This window comes from Stomatobaculum sp., from assembly GCF_057248925.1.
Genome location: NZ_DBHIHF010000002.1, coordinates 119,793 through 139,684, shown reverse-complemented (window position 1 = coordinate 139,684; position 19,892 = coordinate 119,793). Strand labels below are relative to the sequence as shown.

At 49.0% G+C, this 19,892-nt stretch carries 21 protein-coding genes and 2 pseudogenes; 20 read left to right on the top strand and 3 right to left on the bottom strand.

Annotated elements, in window-relative coordinates; translation table 11 throughout:
* Positions 1-135 precede the first annotated feature (135 nt).
* From guaA to ACO4XG_RS01215, 4 genes are all read left to right on the top strand, one after another.
* Positions 136-1,686 carry a glutamine-hydrolyzing GMP synthase gene (guaA, locus tag ACO4XG_RS01230; RefSeq protein WP_308508789.1) on the top strand — a complete coding sequence of 517 codons (1,551 nt, stop codon included), beginning with the start codon at positions 136-138 and terminating at the stop codon, positions 1,684-1,686.
* Between the two features lie 116 nt (positions 1,687-1,802).
* On the top strand, positions 1,803-3,032 hold the full coding sequence (locus ACO4XG_RS01225) for an ATP-binding protein (protein WP_308508790.1): 1,230 nt from the start codon (positions 1,803-1,805) through the stop codon (positions 3,030-3,032).
* A gap of 61 nt (positions 3,033-3,093) precedes the next feature.
* On the top strand, positions 3,094-3,885 hold the full coding sequence (locus ACO4XG_RS01220) for a methyltransferase domain-containing protein (RefSeq protein ID WP_308508791.1): 792 nt from the start codon (positions 3,094-3,096) through the stop codon (positions 3,883-3,885).
* Between the two features lie 93 nt (positions 3,886-3,978).
* Positions 3,979-4,920: a GNAT family N-acetyltransferase gene (locus ACO4XG_RS01215; protein WP_308508792.1), complete on the top strand. Its 942-nt coding sequence runs from the start codon at positions 3,979-3,981 to the stop codon at positions 4,918-4,920.
* Positions 4,921-5,152: 232 nt separating this feature from the next.
* Here ACO4XG_RS01215 and ACO4XG_RS01210 read toward each other — a convergent pair whose 3' ends face one another.
* Together ACO4XG_RS01210 and ACO4XG_RS01205 are read right to left on the bottom strand one after the other, a co-directional pair.
* The gene (locus ACO4XG_RS01210) at positions 5,153-6,673 is read right to left on the bottom strand and encodes an ABC transporter permease (RefSeq protein ID WP_308508793.1); all 1,521 of its coding nucleotides are present in this window, start codon (positions 6,671-6,673) and stop codon (positions 5,153-5,155) included.
* Positions 6,670-7,395, bottom strand: a complete 726-nt coding sequence (locus ACO4XG_RS01205) for an ABC transporter ATP-binding protein (protein WP_308508794.1) — start codon at positions 7,393-7,395, stop codon at positions 6,670-6,672. Before ACO4XG_RS01205 ends, ACO4XG_RS01210 begins: the two co-directional genes overlap by 4 nt.
* A 192-nt stretch (positions 7,396-7,587) precedes the next feature.
* Between ACO4XG_RS01205 and ACO4XG_RS01200 the strand changes: the two genes are divergently transcribed.
* The 9 genes from ACO4XG_RS01200 (at position 7,588) to ACO4XG_RS01160 (ending at position 13,795) form a co-directional block, all read left to right on the top strand.
* Positions 7,588-8,295, top strand: a complete 708-nt coding sequence (locus ACO4XG_RS01200; protein ID WP_308508795.1) for a response regulator transcription factor — start codon at positions 7,588-7,590, stop codon at positions 8,293-8,295.
* Complete coding sequence (locus tag ACO4XG_RS01195) at positions 8,292-9,503, top strand: sensor histidine kinase (protein WP_308508796.1); 1,212 nt, start codon at positions 8,292-8,294, stop codon at positions 9,501-9,503. Before ACO4XG_RS01200 ends, ACO4XG_RS01195 begins: the two co-directional genes overlap by 4 nt.
* Positions 9,504-9,627: 124 nt before the next feature.
* Entirely contained in the window at positions 9,628-9,894 is a 267-nt protein-coding gene (locus tag ACO4XG_RS01190; RefSeq protein ID WP_308508797.1) for a damage-inducible protein J, read from the top strand.
* 1 nt (position 9,895) lies between these two features.
* Positions 9,896-10,162, top strand: coding sequence for a Txe/YoeB family addiction module toxin (locus ACO4XG_RS01185; protein WP_308508798.1), 267 nt, complete (start codon positions 9,896-9,898; stop codon positions 10,160-10,162).
* Between the two features lie 210 nt (positions 10,163-10,372).
* The gene (locus tag ACO4XG_RS01180) at positions 10,373-10,654 is read left to right on the top strand and encodes a helix-turn-helix domain-containing protein (RefSeq protein ID WP_485129632.1); all 282 of its coding nucleotides are present in this window, start codon (positions 10,373-10,375) and stop codon (positions 10,652-10,654) included.
* Positions 10,655-10,749: 95 nt separating this feature from the next.
* On the top strand, positions 10,750-11,514 hold the full coding sequence (locus ACO4XG_RS01175) for a methyltransferase domain-containing protein (RefSeq protein ID WP_308508799.1): 765 nt from the start codon (positions 10,750-10,752) through the stop codon (positions 11,512-11,514).
* 638 nt (positions 11,515-12,152) lie between these two features.
* On the top strand, positions 12,153-12,458 hold the full coding sequence (locus tag ACO4XG_RS01170; protein ID WP_308508800.1) for a hypothetical protein: 306 nt from the start codon (positions 12,153-12,155) through the stop codon (positions 12,456-12,458).
* A gap of 26 nt (positions 12,459-12,484) precedes the next feature.
* Positions 12,485-12,769 carry a MarR family winged helix-turn-helix transcriptional regulator gene (locus ACO4XG_RS01165; protein WP_330670141.1) on the top strand — a complete coding sequence of 95 codons (285 nt, stop codon included), beginning with the start codon at positions 12,485-12,487 and terminating at the stop codon, positions 12,767-12,769.
* 438 nt (positions 12,770-13,207) lie between these two features.
* Positions 13,208-13,795, top strand: a complete 588-nt coding sequence (locus tag ACO4XG_RS01160; RefSeq protein WP_308508802.1) for a sugar O-acetyltransferase — start codon at positions 13,208-13,210, stop codon at positions 13,793-13,795.
* A 238-nt stretch (positions 13,796-14,033) separates the two neighbouring features.
* Here the strand turns inward: ACO4XG_RS01160 and ACO4XG_RS01155 are convergent.
* Positions 14,034-14,342, bottom strand: a pseudogene (locus tag ACO4XG_RS01155) (aldehyde dehydrogenase family protein); the annotation flags it as partial.
* A gap of 162 nt (positions 14,343-14,504) precedes the next feature.
* Here ACO4XG_RS01155 and ACO4XG_RS01150 point away from each other — a divergent pair.
* The 7 genes and pseudogenes from ACO4XG_RS01150 (at position 14,505) to ACO4XG_RS01120 (ending at position 19,801) form a co-directional block, all read left to right on the top strand.
* The gene (locus ACO4XG_RS01150) at positions 14,505-14,948 is read left to right on the top strand and encodes a flavodoxin (RefSeq protein ID WP_330670022.1); all 444 of its coding nucleotides are present in this window, start codon (positions 14,505-14,507) and stop codon (positions 14,946-14,948) included.
* Positions 14,949-15,158: 210 nt separating this feature from the next.
* Entirely contained in the window at positions 15,159-16,028 is an 870-nt protein-coding gene (locus ACO4XG_RS01145; RefSeq protein WP_308508804.1) for a TFIIB-type zinc ribbon-containing protein, read from the top strand.
* Between the two features lie 14 nt (positions 16,029-16,042).
* The gene (locus tag ACO4XG_RS01140) at positions 16,043-16,927 is read left to right on the top strand and encodes a hypothetical protein (protein ID WP_308508805.1); all 885 of its coding nucleotides are present in this window, start codon (positions 16,043-16,045) and stop codon (positions 16,925-16,927) included.
* The gene (locus tag ACO4XG_RS01135; RefSeq protein WP_308508806.1) at positions 16,924-18,237 is read left to right on the top strand and encodes an adenylosuccinate synthetase; all 1,314 of its coding nucleotides are present in this window, start codon (positions 16,924-16,926) and stop codon (positions 18,235-18,237) included. Before ACO4XG_RS01140 ends, ACO4XG_RS01135 begins: the two co-directional genes overlap by 4 nt.
* Positions 18,176-18,426 (top strand): annotated as a pseudogene (locus ACO4XG_RS01130) (toxin HicA). Before ACO4XG_RS01135 ends, ACO4XG_RS01130 begins: the two are co-directional and overlap by 62 nt.
* Complete coding sequence (locus tag ACO4XG_RS01125; RefSeq protein WP_308508807.1) at positions 18,413-18,775, top strand: toxin-antitoxin system HicB family antitoxin; 363 nt, start codon at positions 18,413-18,415, stop codon at positions 18,773-18,775. The pseudogene ACO4XG_RS01130 and the gene ACO4XG_RS01125 overlap by 14 nt, the downstream one beginning before the upstream one ends.
* A 147-nt stretch (positions 18,776-18,922) precedes the next feature.
* Complete coding sequence (locus ACO4XG_RS01120) at positions 18,923-19,801, top strand: DUF4357 domain-containing protein (protein WP_308508808.1); 879 nt, start codon at positions 18,923-18,925, stop codon at positions 19,799-19,801.
* Positions 19,802-19,892 lie beyond the last annotated feature (91 nt).

Below are 19,892 nucleotides of genomic sequence, written 5' to 3'. Positions count from 1 at the left end.
GTTCGAGGAGCAGTGGAATTGCTTTGCTGACGCAGCATAGCAAACGCGATTTGAACGGAGAAAAAGGATTGCAGATTGTTGTGCCGCCCGCAAATGTGATATGATGACGGAAGATTATTCAGAGAGGAGAGCGACGTGGGACTCGAACAACAGGAAAAGATTATTGTGTTGGATTTCGGCGGGCAGTATAACCAGCTGATTGCACGGCGCGTGCGCGACGAAGGCGTTTATGCGGAGGTATATGCTTCCGACATCGATTTGGACAAGTTAAAGGCAATGCAGCCGAAGGGCCTCATTTTTACGGGCGGACCGCAGTCCGTCTTCAAAGAGGAGAGCCAGCACATCGATCAGAAGGTGTTTGATCTCGGCATTCCGATTCTCGGCTTCTGCTACGGCGCACAGCTGATTGCGCACACCCTGGACGGCAAGGTTGAGACCGCACCGGTCAGCGAGTACGGCAAGACCAAGACGGAAGTAAAGACGGATGCAACGCTGTTCCGCGGCATTCCGGACGAGATTTCCAGCTGGATGTCCCACACGGACTATATCTCCAAGGTGCCGTCCGGCTTCACCGTGACCGCGCACACCGAGAACTGCCCGGTTGCGGCCATGGAGGATACGGCGCGTCACATTTATGCGACCCAGTTCCACCCGGAAGTGCAGCACACCGAGTACGGCAAGGAGCTGATTCACAACTTCCTCTATGACGTTTGCGGTTGCAAGGGCGATTGGCACATGGACAGCTTTGCAGAGGCAGAGATACAGCGCATCCGCGAGACTGTGGGAGACGGCAAGGTGCTTCTTGCGCTCTCCGGCGGTGTGGATTCCTCGGTCGCGGCGACTTTGATGGCAAAGGCCATCGGCAAGCAGCTGACCTGTGTCTTTGTGGACCACGGCCTTCTTCGGAAGGACGAGGGCGATGAAGTCGAAGCCATTTTCGGACCGAAGGGAAAGTACGATCTTAACTTTATCCGCGTGAATGCGGGGCCCGAGTACTTCGAGAAACTGAAGGGAGTCGAAGAGCCCGAGCAGAAGCGGAAGATTATCGGCGAGCAGTTTATTCGCATCTTTGAGCGCGAGGCGAAGAAAATCGGCGCAGTCGATTTCCTCTGCCAGGGCACAATTTACGCCGACGTGGTCGAATCCGGCCTCGGCAAGGGCGCCGTGATTAAGTCCCACCACAACGTGGGCGGTTTGCCGAAGAACATTGAGTTCCGCGCAATCATCGAGCCGCTCCGCAACCTCTTCAAGGACGAAGTGCGAAAGGTCGGCTTAGAGCTCGGACTTCCTGAGGCGCTCGTGTACCGCCAGCCCTTCCCGGGCCCGGGACTCGGCGTCCGCATCATCGGCGAAGTCACGCCGGAGAAGGTTAAGATAGTCCAGGAGGCAGACAGCATCTACCGCGAGGAGATCAAGAAAGCAGGCCTAGAGCGTGAGCTCAGCCAGTACTTTGCAGCCCTCACGAACCTCCGCTCCGTCGGCGTGATGGGCGATTTCCGCACCTATGACTACGCCGTCGCGCTCCGCGCCGTGAAGACAGACGACTTCATGACCGCCGAGTGCGCGGAAATTCCGTTTGCGGTGCTCCAGACCGTCATGAACCGCATCGTAAACGAGGTGAAGGGCGTGAACCGCGTGTTCTACGATCTGACCTCGAAGCCGCCGGGGACGATTGAGTTGGAATAAATTTCGAAACCGGGACATAAATAAATAATACAGATATTTATACCGAAATCGGGATACATGTTGACCTTCTATCTGGCCTGCATTAAAATGAATGCAGATCAGACAGGAGGTCTTTTATGATACAGAGAAAGGAATATCTCGAGCTTCTTGATCAGTGGAAAGATGAGAAGGTAATCAAGGTGATCACCGGGATCCGCAGATTGGGCAAGTCGACACTTCTCGCAGAATACCGGGAGCAAATACAGGCCGAAGGCGTCAGTAAGGAACAGATCATCAGTATCAATTTCGAGGATCTGGCATATGAGGATCTCTTAGATTATAAGAAGTTGTATCAATATATTACCGAGAGGATAGGAGAGCTGCGGCCGGTCTATATTTTTCTGGATGAGGTTCAGAAGGTGAACCAGTTCGAAAAGGTGGTAGACAGTCTCTATATCAAGGAAGGCGTAGATGTCTATATTACCGGGTCCAATGCATTTCTGCTGTCAGGCGAACTGGCAACGCTTCTGTCAGGCCGATATGTTGAAATCAATATGCTGCCGTTGTCTTTCCGTGAATATATGGATGCGGCGGGAGGCAAAAATCCTGACAGGACATTTTCCGACTATCTGGGGTTCGGCGGATTTCCCTTTGTGGCAATGCTTGGAAAGGATACAAACAAAGTTCATACCTATCTGGAGGGAATCTACAATACCATTCTGATCAAAGATATTGAAGAACGGGAAATGCGAAAGAGCGATGATCCTAACAAGCGGAAGATCAACGATGTAAGCCTTTTGAAAAACATATCCAGGTTTCTGGCAGGCAGTGTGGGAAGCCCGATTTCCGTAAAAAAAATAGCTGGGTTTATTACATCCACAGGAAGAAAAGTTTCTCAGTCCACAGTGGCTGATTATGTTGAAGCGCTGGTGGAGCCGTATATTTTCTATGAAGTAAGTCCCATCAACATCTCCGGAAAGCAGCTTCTGAAAAATGTGTCAAAATATTATATTTCGGACCTTGGAATACGTAACCTTATTCTTCCGAAGCAAATGTATGATCTTGGTTTTTCATTGGAGAACGTGATTTTCTTTGAGCTCAAGAGACGTGGATATGAGGTATGGGTCGGAAAGCTTGGAGAACTGGAGATTGACTTTGTTGTCAGAAAAGATGGAATCTATGAATATTATCAGGTGACAGCAAATCTGACGGAACAGACAACATTCGACAGGGAAATAGCTCCACTGCAGAAAGTGCGGGATAACTATCCAAAGACCATTCTTACCTTGGACCGTTTCAGCCAGGGAAATTACAATGGTGTGCAGGTTGTGAATGTAGTTGACTGGCTGCTGGGGCAAGCGATATAAGGTGTAAGTTACTAATTAAATATTATGGTTTTCAGAAATGCCTGAGGAGAAGGAAGTTCATATGACGGTAGAACAACGAAAGGAAAGCTGGAAAAGAGAGGAGGAAATCGCCCGTATTCACGGATGGGATTTTTCTCATATTCATGGCAGGTATACGGAAGAAGATGATTTACCGTGGGATTTTGGAAAGATAATTCAGAAATATCGGAACGACAGCATGAAACTGATGGATATGGAGACCGGTGGCGGAGAGTTTTTGCTTACTTTCCGACACCTCTATGAAAATACGGCGGCGATCGAAGGCTATCCGCCGAATGTGGAACTGTGCAAAAAGGTTTTGCTCCCGTTGGGAATTGAGTTCAAAGCGGCGGGAGGAGGAGATAAGCTTCCGTTTTCCGATCAAAGCTTTGATATTGTCACCAACCGGCATGGAGACTATGACGTTGCAGAACTGCAGCGCGTATTAAAATCAGAAGGATTGTTCCTAACACAGCAGGTAGGTGCCGAAAATGATCGCGAGTTGGTTGAGCTTCTGCTTCCTCAGCTCACAGAAGTACCATATCCAAAGCAATATCTGGATGTTAAAAAAGCGGAACTTCTCGAACATGATTTTGAGATACTGGAAAGCGGAGAAGTCCGACGGCCGATTCGTTTCTTTGATGTCGGAGCGCTTGTTTGGTTTGCAAGAATTATCGAATGGGAGTTTCCGGGATTTTCCGTTGAAAGCTGCTTTGAACATTTGCTTGAGGCACAGAAAAGAATTGAAAGAGACGGATTGCTTGAGGGGAGTATTCACAGATTTTATATTGTTGCCAAGAAGATATCGGCACCGATCGACATTTCCGATTTCTGAGGTATAGAGAAATCCAGCTTCTTATAAGAAAAGAGCAATCAGCTCTTTTCTTATAAGTGAATCTCAGGGACAACTAAAGGTCGGAGAATAAAAATGGTCAATTTAATTGAGCTAAGCGAAGAAAATTGGATGGACTTTGCCGGACTATCCGTTGATGAAAGTCAAAAAACATTTCTTGCAAGTAATATCGGTATCATAGCAAGAGGGTATGTCTATCGTAATTCCCGCGCAAAAGTCATTGGCATTGTTGCGGACGGAACTCCCGTTGGTTTGGCTATGGTACGGGATATGGACGATGAACCGGCTTGCTATGAATTGCAGCAATTCATGATTGATAAGAAATTTCAGGGCCAAGGATACGGATTTCGAGCATTAGAGCTCATTCTTGTCGCGCTCAAAGCAGAACAGAAATATGCTTGTGTTGAGGTATGTGTAAAAAGGGAAGATGTGCAGGCAATCCGTGTCTATGAGAAAGCTGGATTCGTTGATTCCGGATACATAGATGATATCGTTCCGGATTGCTTGAATTTTGTGTATCGCCTTGTGGCTGACAATGGTAAAACAGATGCTTCCGACATACGAATTGTCAGTGTCGAGGAAGCGGCAGAGAAGCAGAGGATTTCCCGAAGTATACTGGAAGCGCTTCCCGAGTGGTTCGGTATTCCCGAAGCAAGAGAGCAATACATAAAAGAAAGTGCCGTGCAGCCGTTTTTTGCGGCCTTGGATGCGGAAAAACCGATCGGTTTTCTTTGCCTAAAAGAGACGGGAAAAGAAACCGTAGAACTCTCCGTGATGGGCATATTAAAAGACTATCATAGAAGAGGCATAGGGCGGAAACTGTTCGAGCAGGCAAAAACAGCGGCCCGAAATCACGGATATTCGTTTATGCAAGTGAAGACGGTACAAATGGGACGTTATGCTGCGTATGATGCCACGAACCGCTTTTACCGGTCGCTCGGATTCAAGGAGTTTGAGCTGTTTCCGACTTTATGGGATGAACGGAATCCGTGCCAGATATATGCAATGACTTTGTAATGATACTTCCGCCGGAACGGTTTGATGGGAAAGCGAATCGAGGCCAATCCTAACAGAGAACCGGAATCATTCGGATTTAATTTCTTTGTTGCACACGCAAATAAGAAGAGCAGGTTCTACCGAACTATAAGTTCGGTAGAACCTGCTCTATTTTGTTTCGGAGTATGGCTCTGTCTGATTCATTGAAGGCGCCTGCCGTGGATGGACTGACCCCACATTGCTAGAATTACTGTCAAACGTGCGTGCGCACATCCGACTTTTTTAGGAAGAGGATGCTGCATGTAATTGCTCCGAAAATATAGAAGCAGCAGGAGGCAAGAAGCACGGGAATGTTCAATTCCCCGGTAATCGAGCTGCTTCCCATTCCATAAATCAGCATCGAATACGGGAGGGCATAATAAGCACCTTTGACGGTCAGCCAAAGACCTGCAATGCTCACGACAAAAGCAAGTGAGATGGGGACGGCGAAGGAGCGGAAAATCATAGACAACATACTCTGCACAGCACTGACGGCAGCGAGGCAGATAGCGGCACTTAGCATCCGAATCCAGAACAGTTCGGGCACCTCTCCGGGAAGTCTCAGTATAATTTTGCCGGTAAAAAGATAGATGAAAGCAATCCACAAAATGCAGACGGATGATAGAAGTACAGACGTCATCCACTTATCCTTAACCAGTTTTTCGGGCGTGGTGACTGTCAGAATCAGGTTCCAGTTGCTGTCCTGATGCTCCATCCGCCATAGGAGGCTGCAAAGAATCCCCACCAGAGGCGCGAGGAAAAATATTCCCAGAAACAGGGACTGCTGCGTCCAGAGATCTTCCCAGGTGTTCTGTAAAATACCCTGATTCTGCGTGAAATTGAAGGTTCCGATGACTGCCGAAATCAGCGGAATCAGAAGAAACGGAATCCATATGGGATTGCGCTTCAGTTTGATCAGTTCCACAGGCAGTCTGCTGTGAACGGACTTGGATGCTTTGTGCCCGCCTGTGCCTATGCTGAGTGCCCCTTGCTCTGATTTTGTAAAAAGATATAGACCCAGCAAAAAAATACCGAAAAGGTAAACAAGCGCAGTCAGAATCTCAAGCGGCGTAATCTGTCGTAGGAAAAGTGTCATGGTTCTCGTTGCCCTCTGATAATCCATACCGAGGGGACTCAGGGAGAGTAGGACGGACCACGGAGTCCAGGCCTTCGTGCTCACATAGGCAAGGAACAGACCTGTCAGCGTGCCGCCAAAGCCGATCGAAAGCGCTGCGAACTGACTGGGAAACAGGAGTGACAAAAGGCACTGTAGCTGATAGACAATCATTCCGCTGACCAGCTCTGCCAGAAAGGTGGTTCCGATCAGAGAGAACGGAATATTGCCCTCATATCCGAGCCTGACGCCCATCAGAATCACCATTCCCATCTGCAGGAGGCAGAATAAGGTCAAGTGTATGAACCCATAGAGAAGTTTGCCGAGATAGACGGATGCTCTGCTTTCCAGCGTCGGCAGGAGATTCCACATGTTACCTTTATGTTCCATGTCCACCGACTGACTGGCAAGGACAGCCATCAGGACAGACAGAATCAGAGTATCAATCAGCGGAATGGCAAAGAAAACATTGTACCATGCCTGCCGATCGGGAGACTTTCCGTGAAACAGAAAGAAGTAATTCAACAGGACAGCGATTGCAAGCAGTAAAAAAGAGTGCTTATGTCGGGATTTTTTGAACTCAACGGAGACCAGCTTTGGAATTGCAGCTATCTGATTCATAAGGACTCCTTCCCGCCTGTCATTTCAAGGAATACATCCTCCAGATTGTCTCCGTGGGTTTCCAGATCGGCAAGCGATCCCTGGTAGAGCATACGACCGTGGTGGATGATGCCGACCTGATCGGCCATCTGTTCAATCTCGCTGAGGAGATGACTGGAGATGATAACGGTCATGTTTCTTTCTTTCGGGAGAGAACAGATTAACTGACGCATTTCCTGGATCCCGGCGGGGTCAAGACCGTTGGTCGGTTCATCCAGAATCAGTAGCTTCGGATTCCCCAAGATTGCCATAGCGATACCGAGCCGCTGCTTCATGCCGAGAGAATAGTTGCTGAGCTTCTTATCGCGTTGGTCATAGAGGCGTACGGTCTTCAGCGCAGAGCTGATTTCCGCTTCATTGACCCCTTTCAGCTTCTGTATAATCTGCATGTTCTCAAGACCGGTCAGGTGCCCGTAGCCGCCCGGGTTTTCAATCAGACTCCCCGTTTGCCGAAGAATCGACAGCCGGTTGGCGGAGCTCATAACTGTTCCAAAGATTTTGATGCTGCCCTGACTCGGCTGAATCAGCCCGAGAATCATCTTGAGTGTTGTGCTTTTGCCGGCTCCGTTCGGCCCGAGAAAGCCGTAGACACAGTTTTCGGGAACAACCATCGAAAGATCGTTCACGCGATAGCTTTTACCGCTCTGTTTACTCAGACCGTTTGTCTCCAGAATGTAGGTCATCGTATTCTGTCCTCCTTGCTTGTTTTACAATGACAGGATATCCGATGAAGACTATGCGAACCTTGTGCTTACCTTATGCTTACATTAAGAAAATGCAAAAGCCTTGGGAGAAATGTCGGGATACCGTATAGTAAAAGCACCGCATACTTGTGGCGCTTCAATCAACGAAAATAGATTCGGGAGGATCCGCAGATGGATAGGAGCGAATGCAGAATATTAACGATAGATGATGAAAAGGAACTGACAGACATTGTAACGGCGCTGCTCAAAAGAGAACAGTATTCACAGGTTGATGCTGTCAGCAACTGCAGTGAGGCGGAAGAAAAGCTCCGGAAACAGCATTACGATCTGATCCTGTTGGATGTCATGTTGCCGGATGGGAATGGATTTGATTTCTATGCTCAGATGAAAGAGACGGGGTATCTGTATGATGTGCCGGTGATCTTTTTGTCGGCGAGGGATGAGGACACAGCACGCTTAAAAGGGCTTGGACTCGGGGCGGATGACTACATCACCAAGCCCTTTCTTCCAAAGGAACTGCTGCTCAGAATCGGCGCGGTACTGAGACGAACCTATCATTTTGAGGAGAAAGGACAGTCGGCTCGTCTTGGGGAAACGCTTGTCTCAATGGATGCCGGAACTGTTACACGGAACGGGAAGGATACCGCGCTGACTGCAAAGGAATTGGCGCTCTTTCAGATTCTTTTCCGAAACCGGGGGAAAATCGTTACAACAGACGCTCTGTGTGACGCCCTCTGGCCGGACGGCAGTTTTGGCTTAGAAAGTTCGCTGATTGTCCACATGCGCCATTTGAGGGAGAAGGTAGAGGCAGAGCCGTCAAAACCCAAATATCTCATCACGGTACGGGGGCTTGGCTATAAGTTGGAGAAGGAAGCATGAAGCGAAGGTTGGGAAATAGGCTGCAACTGCTTACGGGCATTGTGCTGATGATGGCGTTTCTGTTCTTTACGGATCTACTGATTGTTGGGATTGCGGCGATTCGATATCATTCGGTCGATTATCAGTATCCGCAGGAGATACTGACACATCTGTCGGTAAACAACGGAAGGTATGCCTTGGATGAGCAAGAAACGGAACGTCTTTTGAAGCACGGGCAGTTTGCCATGATATTAGGGAAAGACGGAAACATTCTGTGGAGTGTAGCGCTCCCTGAAGAGCTCAGAAAAACCTATACCTTACAGGACGTTGCCAAGTTTGCCAGATATTATCTTGAGGATTATCCGGTACACAGCTATGTTTTCGAGCAGGGCTTGCTCGTGATCGGAGGAGAAAAAGATCAGGTATGGAAATATACCCTTGAGTTTGATGTGAACCTGTTAAATTACCTTGCGAAGATAGTTCCGTTGCTGCTTTTGTCCAATATCGTTGTGCTGGTGGCAGTTCCGACCCGGATACAGAGGCGACGCGCAAAGCAAAGGGAAGAGGAGCGTACAGAGTGGATTGCAGGCGTATCACATGATATTCGCACACCGCTTGCCATTGTAATGGGCAATGCGGAAATGATAGCCGCTTCGACCCGGGAGGAAGAGGTCAGGCAAAGAGCGAAATCCATTGAGTCACAAGGAATCCGGCTCCGCCGGCTCGTGGATAATCTGAATCTTTCCGGCAAGCTGGAGTTTGGCGCAGGGAAATTTGAAAAAAAGAAAGTGAGAATCGGCCGCTTTCTCCGAAAGACGCTCACAGAAATCATGAATCAGATGGAGGATGATAGATACAGGTTCACACTCGAAATCGAGGACAGCCTTCAGGATTCGGAACTTTGCTTCAATGAAGATTTAGTAGAGAGAGCGGTCATGAATTTGCTTCATAATGCAATTCGACATAATGCGGACGGATGCAAGATTGAAATGCGGCTGTATCAGGATCGAAAAAATCATGTCTTTCTGAAACTTAGTGATACCGGAAAAGGTGTGTCAAAAGAACTTCTGCGCAGACTGAACAGCAGAGGCTATGAGGGGGAGTTCGGCACCGGGCAGCATGGCCTTGGATTAAAGATTGTAAAACAAGTGGCGAATTGGCACCGCTGGAAACTATTCTTTGCAAACGGCGAACAGGGCGGATTGGTTTGTACCATTCGGCTGAGATAGAGGCAATTCCAAAGAGCCTCGGATTACAACTTGGCATTTCCAAAGAGTGCAATGCACTAAGCACACGAAAAACACTTGAAATACACACTGATTAGTGATATATCTCGATTAGGAGGTAGTAGAAATGTCTAATACAATAGAAATGACCAACTTCACATTCAAGATGGATAAAACAACGAGGGAGCAGTACAGCTCGCTCTGTAATGAATTGGGACTGACAATGTCCGCTGCTACACTCGCGCTGGTCAAGCAGGCTGTTCGCAATCAGAGCATGAGCTTTTCTCTTCGCGATGAAAATGGATTCACTCCGGAGGAAGCCGCAGAACTCATGAGAAGAATCCGTGAGGTACAGAATAACGAGGCGGTTCACCATGATCTGATGGATGCCTGACATGCGAGATTTGTACTGGCAGTCGGATGCATGGCTGGAGTATGTCGATCTTCAGAAAGACAAGACTCTTTGCAAAAAGATCAATAACCTGATCAAAGATATTTTGCGGAATGGTTATCAGGCTGATTATGGAAAAGTTGAACTGCTAAAGGGAAATATGTCCGGATATGCGAGTGTTCGTATTGATAAGAAGAACCGATTGATCTTTACAGCAGATGCCGGGCGAATTACGGTGATTCAGTGCGGAGGCCATTACGGCGATCATTGATAGGGTGTAAAGTCATTCATTATGATAACAAATTGATAACAGCAGTTTGTGCACCTGTAGAAATGGGATAACTGAAATCTATCTGAATCAAATCATATCAAGAAACAAAACTCAAATGGGTTAGTGTAGTGGTACAGTGAATTTGTAACACCTCTGCCTAATAGCTTATAATGCCAGCAGAGGAAAAAACATCAGGGTGTTCGTGCACACATTCGGGATGGACGCACGATTGTCAGCCTTGCTGCTGAGTACGGCATATCCAGAGCCGCTGTTTCCAACTGGGTATGCTCGTATCGTGAAGAATGCAAGAACAATGATGAAGAGAAGTCTCAGCCGGAGATGATGAAAGAATTTCATCGTCTCCGGCGTGAGAAAGCCGGATTTGGAAAAGGAGAACAGCTTCTTAAAAGAAAGCAGAGGCATTCTTCGCGAAGGAAATGGTATGGATTGAGAGTAACGCACCTAACACAATTCATGATGAAAATCCCTTAGCCGCGGTAATTCGGCTAAGGGATTTCCGTTATCTGTGGGAGCTTATTAAAAACATAAGGAGACTTTCAGAAATGCCTGAGGAGAAGGGAGTTCATATGACGGTAGAACAACGAAAGGAAAGCTGGAAAAGGGAGGAGGAAATCGCCCGTATTCATGGATGGGATTTTTCTCATATCCATGGCAGGTATACGGAAGAAGATGATTTGCCGTGGGATTTTGGAAAGATTATTCAGAAATATCGAAGCGACAGCATGAAGCTCATGGATATGGAAACCGGTGGCGGAGAGTTTCTGCTTACTTTCCGACACCCCTATGAAAATACGGCAGCAATCGAAGGCTATCCGCCGAATGTGGAACTGTGCAAAAAGGTTTTGCTTCCGTTGGGAATTGAGTTCAAAGCGGCGGGAGGAGGAGACAAGCTTCCGTTTTCTGATCAAAGCTTTGATATTGTCACCAACCGGCACGGAGACTATGACGTTGCAGAACTGCAGCGCGTATTAAAATCAGACGGGTTGTTCCTAACACAGCAGGTAGGAGCCGAAAATGACCGGGAATTGGTTGAGCTTCTGCTTCCTCAGCTCACAGAAGTACCGTTTCCAAAGCAATATCTGGATGTTAAAACGGCGGAACTTCGCGAACATGGTTTTGAGATATTGGAGAGCGGAGAAGTCCGACGGCCGATTCGTTTCTTTGATGTCGGAGCTCTTGTTTGGTTTGCAAGAATTATCGAATGGGAATTTCCGGGCTTTTCCGTTGAGAGCTGCTTTGAACATCTGCTTGAAGCGCAGAAAAGCATTGAAAGAGACGGACTGCTGGAGGGGAGTATTCACAGATTCTACATTGTAGCAAAGAAGAAGTAGAGAATAACGGATTCAAGGAGAAATCAGACGATTGGACCAAAACGCTTTTGTCCGGGGGACACCGTTGCTATCGTGAGTCTTTCTTCGGGAATGCTGGGAGAAGCTTGGGCGATTCACAAACTACACATAGCAGAAGAAGAGTGATGTACGGAATGGCAGACATTCCGTTAAATCGTTTGCAACAGAATAAGAGAGGCTGTAACCCCAATGTTTTTCAGGGGTACAGCCTCTCTTTTGACCGAATGCAATAATACAACGCAGTTCTTCTCGGGAGCATCGCTTAGGAGAATCTGCGTACCCGGGCTTGCGGAAATAAAATATCAGTAAGGTACTTGACAATATGATGGGAGAGGATTTATGATGCATATTGTAAGGCACATTACAAAATAGCAGCAGACTTGTTGATTTGAAACATACGGAGGTTGATGATAGAATGCATACGAATACAGAGAACAAGAGATTAAATGGTAGCGAGGAGAAGTGCGGAGGCTGCGGCAGACGTTGCCTGCTGACCGAGCTCAAATGCGAAAGAGGGCGCAGACTGAATGGGGTTTCGGAGCTTGCGCTTGAGGAACATGGAAGTGCTCAGAGCTGCAAAGGGGAATACGCTGCACACGGTCGTGAGGAGGAGGCCTTGCATGGCGAGCATGGACCGTACGGCGGGCGTGGATTTCAAGGTGATCATGAAGCTCAGGGCGAGCATGGAGCGCACGGTGGGCGTGGATTTCACGGTGAGCATGAAGCTCACGGCGAACGTGGTACTCACGGATGTCGTGGTCGCAGAAAGCATGAGGGCGAGGGCCGTCACGGAGAAAGAGCAGGAAGACAACTTCCGTTTGATATCGAAGCCGAGGGAACCAAGGGGCTGTATGCTAGGCTGCGGGAATGCGGGCACTACCTGTATCATCGGCAGGGGGCTTATGTCGGCCAGGAACGCGTGTTAAAAGAGCTTTCCGAGAACGGCGGGACAATGTCGCAGAGAGAGCTGACGGAACGCCTGCAGCTACAGAGAGCATCCGTGAGTGAGATTCTAGGTAAACTGGAACTGCGTGCGCTCATCGCGCGAGAGCAGAGCATGAGCGATCGCCGCTCTCAGGACATCAGCCTGACAGCGGAAGGAAAACGGGCGGCGGAAGAGATTGCAGGCAGGCAGGAAGCGGAATACAATGGCCTCTTTGACGAGATTGCGGAAGAAGAGCAGAAAACACTCTATGAATTGCTCGGAAAGCTTCTGGAGAAATGGAGAGAAAAATAAAAGTGACAGGAACATCGCCTTTCCGAAACGCGACTTAGGGGGGCTGCGTTGCATCCGCAGCCTCGGCGTTTCGAGAAGAGTAGGGGTATCACGATTTCGTAAGAAGGGTGTAGGGCAAATCCACTGCTTGCTCCTACAATCGAATGAGGAGCAAGCAGAGCTGTGGTGACTTATTTCCAAACGGAGCATGATAGTGGAAACAAAAACAGAGCGGTCGCATATCGGGCAAAAGCCCGGAACGCGGCTGCTCTATTTTCGTCAGGAGCGGTCCTCTAAATCATCATGTCCATGCAGTTAGGCAATGTACTCGTTTCCCCAAACCTCAAGCGCGGCAAGTACGCTCTCAAATATATGTGCAGATCAAGTTGTGATGTAGCGGTGGCGAGTGTAAGATGAAGCTCGGTAGACGGGCGGCCGAGAGAAGAGGGGGGCATAGAAATGACGGAAAAAGAAAAAATGTTGCAACAGAAATTATATGATGCGAATTACGATAAGGAACTGGGAAAAGACAGAGTTCGCTGCAAAAGGCTTTGCCAAGAATACAACAATCTCCCGATAGAGGATCTCGATAGGAGGCATGCGTTCCTAAAGACAATACTCGGCGAGAGTGGAGAGAATGTTTATATTGAGCCGGATTTCTGGTGCGATTACGGCTATCGCATTAAAGTAGGTGAAAACTTCTATGCAAATCACGGTCTGGTCATTCTCGATGCAGGCGGTGTAAGCTTCGGCAATGATGTCTTTATTGCACCGTCATGCGGCTTCCACACCTCCGGTCATCCGATTGATTTTGAGCGTCGCAATCAGGGCCTGGAATACGCTTATCCGATCGTTGTCGGCGATAATGTCTGGATTGGCGCAGGGGTACAGGTAATGCAGGGAGTTACGATTGGGAGTAATGTGGTAATAGGGGGCGGCAGTGTGGTTGTGAAAGATATTCCGTCCGACAGTGTGGCGGTCGGAACCCCCTGCAAGGTCATTCGCCGTATTACCGAGGAAGATGCAAAGAAAAACTGGGACAGATGAGGTTTGTGGCTGTAAATAAGAACGGCGCTGTCTTACCGATACAAAACGGTAAGACGGCGCTTGTTTTATTTGTGGGGATGAGATCCGGAAGCAATCCCTGTGAAATGGAGCCGCAAGGGCTTAGTGTTTCCCTGTCAGTTCCATTGTATTAGGAAGAAATAGCTTGATTCGGAAAGAAAAAGGAGTCGTTACATCCGAGGCGGATGCAACGACTCCCTTTTATATTCGGCTGTCCTTCTTATTTCTCACTCATGTAAGGATAGAGGACTGCCGACGAGGGGGAGAAGGCTTTTTTGACTGCGTGCGCGCTGAGCCAGCGAAGCATGTTCAGTGTGGTTCCCGCCTTATCGTTGGTGCCGGAAGCTCTTGCACCTCCGAAGGGTTGCTGTCCGACCATCGCGCCGGTGCACTTGTCATTGATGTAGAAGTTTCCGGAAGCGTTGCGAAGCGCTTTCTCCACCTTTGCAATCACCTGGCGATCCTGTGCGAAGACAGCACCGGTCAGAGCGTACGGAGAAGCGGATACTTCTTCGCAAGCTTGATTACGAGAAGATACCGGAAGCCGATATCAATGTTATAATTACGATTAGTGAAGGCATCAGTCCGAGTTTAGGTCGGAAGGGAAGAAGTTGCCCCCTGTATGGATTGAGTTGCCTATGGCGAGACTGTTTTGGGAAACGGAGGAGATACTCTTTTGAAAACACTGGTTGTGTATTATTCCTATTCCGGTATCACTAGAAAATTGGCGGAAGATATTGCCTTACTGACAGACGGAGAATTGCGAGAGCTGAAGCCTCAAAAGCCGTATTCATATTCTTACAATACAGCTGTGAAAGAAGTAAGGGGAGAGATTGAGAGAGGATACTGCCCGCCGCTTCAAGAAGGGGCAGAGCCTGTTGGAGATGCAGAGTTGATTTTTATAGGTTCGCCGAACTGGCTGCATACCTTTGCACCGCCGGTGTTGTCTTTCCTTCGGGCTGTTAATCTGAGCGGAAAGACCGTAATTCCCTTTTGCACCCACGGAGGCGGCGGTTTCGGGGATATGCCGGAGCGCTATCGAAAAGAGTGTAAGGGCGCTGTGCTAAGGGACGGCATTGCTTTGAAGGGGGATTACAGCTTTGATGTGTTGGAAGCCTGGATTCGCAGCTTATAAGCGCTATCATTCTTTTGACGAAATAGCTGATGAAGGTACCTCAGAGAATTGAATGTACGCCGTGAACTGCACCGCAGCAAATGTATTTTCACATTTGCTGCGGTTTTTATTACCCTTTGAAGCCTTGCGGTAAGCGTAGCATCCTGAAAAGCAATGGGGTACAATAGGGCTTGATAAAAACAAATTGCCAACCCCTGTCAGGAGAGGACCATGATTCAATATATCTGTAAACAGTGCGGCGCGCAGCTGGAGCTCGGCAGTGCCGGCGGCTTTCGTTGTTCGTATTGCGGGGCAAGAGCCTTTTTGTCGGATGCCGAATTAAAAGGGAATACGGAATTCCGGAAGAAGCTGCTGTCCTACTATAAGGCCAAGGCGGATGCGAAGGAGCAGGACTACAGCGGAGACACACTTTGGGAAGAGAACGGCAGTGCAAGTTATCGCATGCAGAACGGGAAAACGCTGACGCTTTCCTATATGGACCACTATTCCTATCCCGAGCTTGTGTGCTACCTCTGCCGGGAAACAGTGGTTTATGTATTCGATCGTGAGGAAGGGGCAAATGCCTTTTTGCGGGGGCTATCCCAGCTCGCCTTTCCCGCGGCGGATGTGAAACTGGTCCGCTGTTTTCCGCAGTTGAAGAGCAAACTCTACCTGGACGAGGGGAAGCTTGGCCTCATCTATACGCGGAAGCCGTATTTCTACCCGGCGGAGGTATTTGCGCCGTTTGCATCGGAACATTTGGCCTGGGTCATCTCCCGCATGGAGAATATCTGCTGCGCCCTCGAGTATTCGGAACTGGAGCACGGGAACATCACGGCGGCGAGTCTTTTTATCAACCCGATAACGCATGAGGGTATGCTCTTTGGCGATTGGCGAGATGTAAAGAAAAAAGAGAGCAAGCGGGATTTGCGGGATCTCCGGGAGGCGGCGAAGTCGGTTGCGGAAGATATGCATCACCCGCGGGAGCTGGAATTATTTCTTACCTCGGAACCCGCAGCGGATGCTTACGCGGACTTTGCGGCTTGGGACAAGGTGATTGAGGATGGCTTTGGCGGCCATCGTTTTACAAAAATGGATTGAGTCAGGAGGAAATTATGGGGTACGGAAGTTATTCGGCGGCGGATTGGCAGAAACTGAAGAACAGCAGAAAACTCTCCAACGGGCAGAGCGTCGGAGAGGTCTTTAAGAGAACAGAATGCAACCCGAAGATGGATCCTAAGTTTATCGGCACGCGGGAGTGCTTTGACTCGGAGGAACACCCGAATACCACGCCGATTGTGGTCGGTCTGGATGTGACGGCTTCGATGGGCTATCTCGCGGTGGAGCTTGCGACCGGCGCCCTGAATGAGTTGATTACCAAGCTCTACTCCACCGGCGCGGTTGAAGATCCGGCGCTCATGTGCGCGGCCTACGGTGATTTTCAGGATAAGTCTCCGCTGCAGGTTACGCAGTTTGAATCGGACATCCGAATTGCGGAGCAGCTCTTGGAACTCTATTTTGAAAACGGCGGAAGCGGAGAGGTGGTTCCCACCTGCCTCTGGGAGTTTTTGGCGAGACACACCAACATTGATGCGATTCGGAAGAGAAAGCAGAAGGGCTTTTTGTTTACCATAGGGGATAATGCGGAGATTCGCAGCGAGTCCGTGGGAGCTACGGTAGAGCGCGTTATCGGGGATGCGCTTCCGGGGGAAGTGACGAGGGAGAGCCTTTTAAAGGAAGTTGAGGAGTCCTTCCATGTGTTCCATATTATGATAGGGCACGAAAACAAGGGGAATGCGGAACTACTGCCGGGGCACTGCATGGTGCTGGATCGCGAGAGCATTGCCTGCCTGCCGGAAATCATCATCAGCACCATTCAGCTCCAAAAGGGCGAGGCGAGGGAGGATGTTCTGGCGCGTTGGGATGAGCTGAACCGGCCGGTCATCAGCGCGGCGCTTGCGCAGCTCTCGCTGCAGGCGGACGCCGACATTCAGTTATGAGAAGCATTGCGGTCATCGGAAAAAATTTCGGAGATGAGGGAAAGGGGCTTGCGACAGCAAGCCTCTCTCGCGTTCTCGGGAAGCCGCTGATTATTAAACACAACGGCGGCGCGCAGGCCGGGCACACCGTGGAAGATGCGGAGGCTGCTTGGCGCTTTGTACACCACCAGATCGGTGCCGGGGCAGAGTACGGGGCACCGACGCTGTTTGCGGAACACTTTATGCCGGATCTCTATCAACTCGGGAAGGAAGTCGCAGACTTTACGCAGGTTGTCGGCTTTGTACCCTTGCTCTATTCCGAGAAAACAGCGCGCGCTACCACCATAGACGATGTGCTTCTTAACATGGGTGCGGAAGCCGCTCGCGGCGATGCGCGGCACGGTTCCTGCGGCATGGGCATCGATGAATGCGTGCAGCGAAACCGCGCTGGGTACGGGCTCAGCGTAGAGGAAGTCGCCGCATGGAGTGAGACAGAGCTCTTACTGCGATTGCGTGAGCTGCGGACACGCTACACGAGAAAAAGAGCGGCGGAGCTCGGCATAGATCGCGAGAACCCGTACTTTGAACTGTTGGAAAATGACACAGTGCTTCAAAATTACGTCGCGGAAGTGAAGGCGAACATAGGTCTTCTGACTTTGGTGGATGCAAACCGGGATTGGCTTTCGCAATTTGAGCATCTCATTTTTGAGAGCGGACAGGGCCTTCTTTTAGACGAGGACTATGAAGTCTATGCGCCGCATTTGACCTCCTCAAAAACAGGGATGCATAACCCGGCGCAATTCCTCGAAAAGCGAGGTCTCACCCTGGATGAGGCAATTTATGTGACGCGAAGCTATGTGACGCGCCACGGAGAGGGACCGCTGCCCAGTGAGACAGAGCGTGACAAGCTCCCCGGTGTCGGAGAGGATCTCACCAATCAGCCGAACGAATGGCAGGGAACACTCCGCTATGCGCGGCATGAGAGTATGGAGGCCTTTTTTGCGCCTGTGGAGCGGGATAAAGACTCGGTTCAAATGTTCTCAAGCGCCCGCGATACCAAGCTTTCGATTCTGATTACGCATTTAAATGAGACGGGTAATCGACTGTATTTTGTAGAAGGGGATGTTTCGTTTGAGCGGGTGGAAAGGGAAGGAGAGAGAAGGGGGATACGGTGTATACGGATTGAAAGATTTGAGTTGAAAGATTTGAGCGAATCGGAAATGTTGACACCAAATACGACACCATATAAAATAAGGACAGGGGCAAAAGATGTCAAAGTGGGAAAAGCTTCTGAGAAGGATTCTGACATTGTCGAAGGACTTGCGTTTTGACGAATTGCGAAGAGTACTCGAAAGTTACGGCTATGTCATGAAGGCACCGAAAAGAGGAAGCAGTCATTACACATTTAGGAAACCGGGAAGTAATCCGATTACCATCCCGAAGATGAACCGATTAAGAGAGTGTATGTTGAAATGGTAAGAGATGTTGTTCTGGGGGATGCACCATATGAAGAGTCTTGAATACTATATGAATCTTCCCTATAAGTTGGAGATTGTGCCTGATTTGGATGAAGGCGGATATGTGGCGCGCTATCCGGAACTGCCGGGTTGCATTACCGTTGGGGATAGCGTTGAGCATGTCGTATCGAATGCGCTCGATGCAAAGCGCGAATGGCTAAGTGCCGCCCTCGAGGATGGCATACCGATATCGGAACCCGGTGAATTAGACGATTACTCGGGGCAATTTAAGCTCCGTCTCCCGAAGAGTCTGCACAAATCCTTGGCAGAGCATTCGAGAGCGGAAGGAATTAGCATGAATCAATATTGCGTCTATCTGCTTGCAAGGAATGATGCCTTGGCGAAAGCATAAGCGAGAAGGCGCTGGCACTCGATGATCGAATGGTCGGAATAAATGGACATAAGGGATGCGTCTCCGTGAATCACAGAGGCGCATTTTTGTTGTATCCTTCGTTTGGCATGATATAGTGATAGAAAGCTGATAAGAGGAGTGTTGAGCATGGCGAGCAGATATATCATCAAGTACAACGACGGCGCGGTTGAGATGACAAAACCGAATAGCACGATTCTGGTATATAAGATTCCGTATACCAATCTAAAAGCAGTGAAGCCGGGATTTGTGATACCGAATCTATTCATCGTGTACATTTTATTCGGGAAAAACACACGAGGGAAAGACGTGCTCTATGTGGGAAAGTCAAAAAATGGTCTTGCAAATCGCCCCACTGCGCACGACGATAAATATGAGAACTGGTCCGCCTGCTATATTTTGACACAGTTTAAGGAGCGCACATTTTTTAATGACGGTACCATTCAGTATTTGGAAGACGTCTTAAATCACAGAATCAACGAGCTGAATTTGTACCACAATACGACGCTTACGACAAGCTCCGGTACGGCAAACACAGACGATGTGGAGAATTGTGACGATTACCTTGTCGAAGTATATAAGATGCTGGATATTCTTGGACTTGATTTGATTACCAATTCCGAAGAAGCCGAGGCAGAAAAAGACCTTGAAGAGTTTGAATGCGGCTATCGGGTAAGCGATAGGGCAAAAATACCGGAGGGTATCTACTATTTTGCAAGGAAAATCAAAAGGCTCGGAAATACCTTGTTGCGAGGCGAGATGAGGGTAAAGAACGGTACATTTACGCTTTTGAGAGGAAGTGATATTGCGACGGAAACAGGAATCGGACTGGCGCCGTCTGTCGATGAAAAAAGGAACCGGGCTAAGGTGGAAGATGGGAAATTGATGGAAGATATTGAACTGACATCTCCTTCTGCCTGTGGTGAATTTATCATGGGGGCTTCTTGCAACGGTTGGGATGCCTGGAAAACAAAATCCGGAGAACCAATCGATTGTTATCGCAAGTGAGCTGTATCGCGTGAGAATCTCGCCATGAAGCGGCCGGAGAATTGGCGACCGAGGGATTTTCGGAAGCCCCGAAGCTTGCGCCGCGTATACT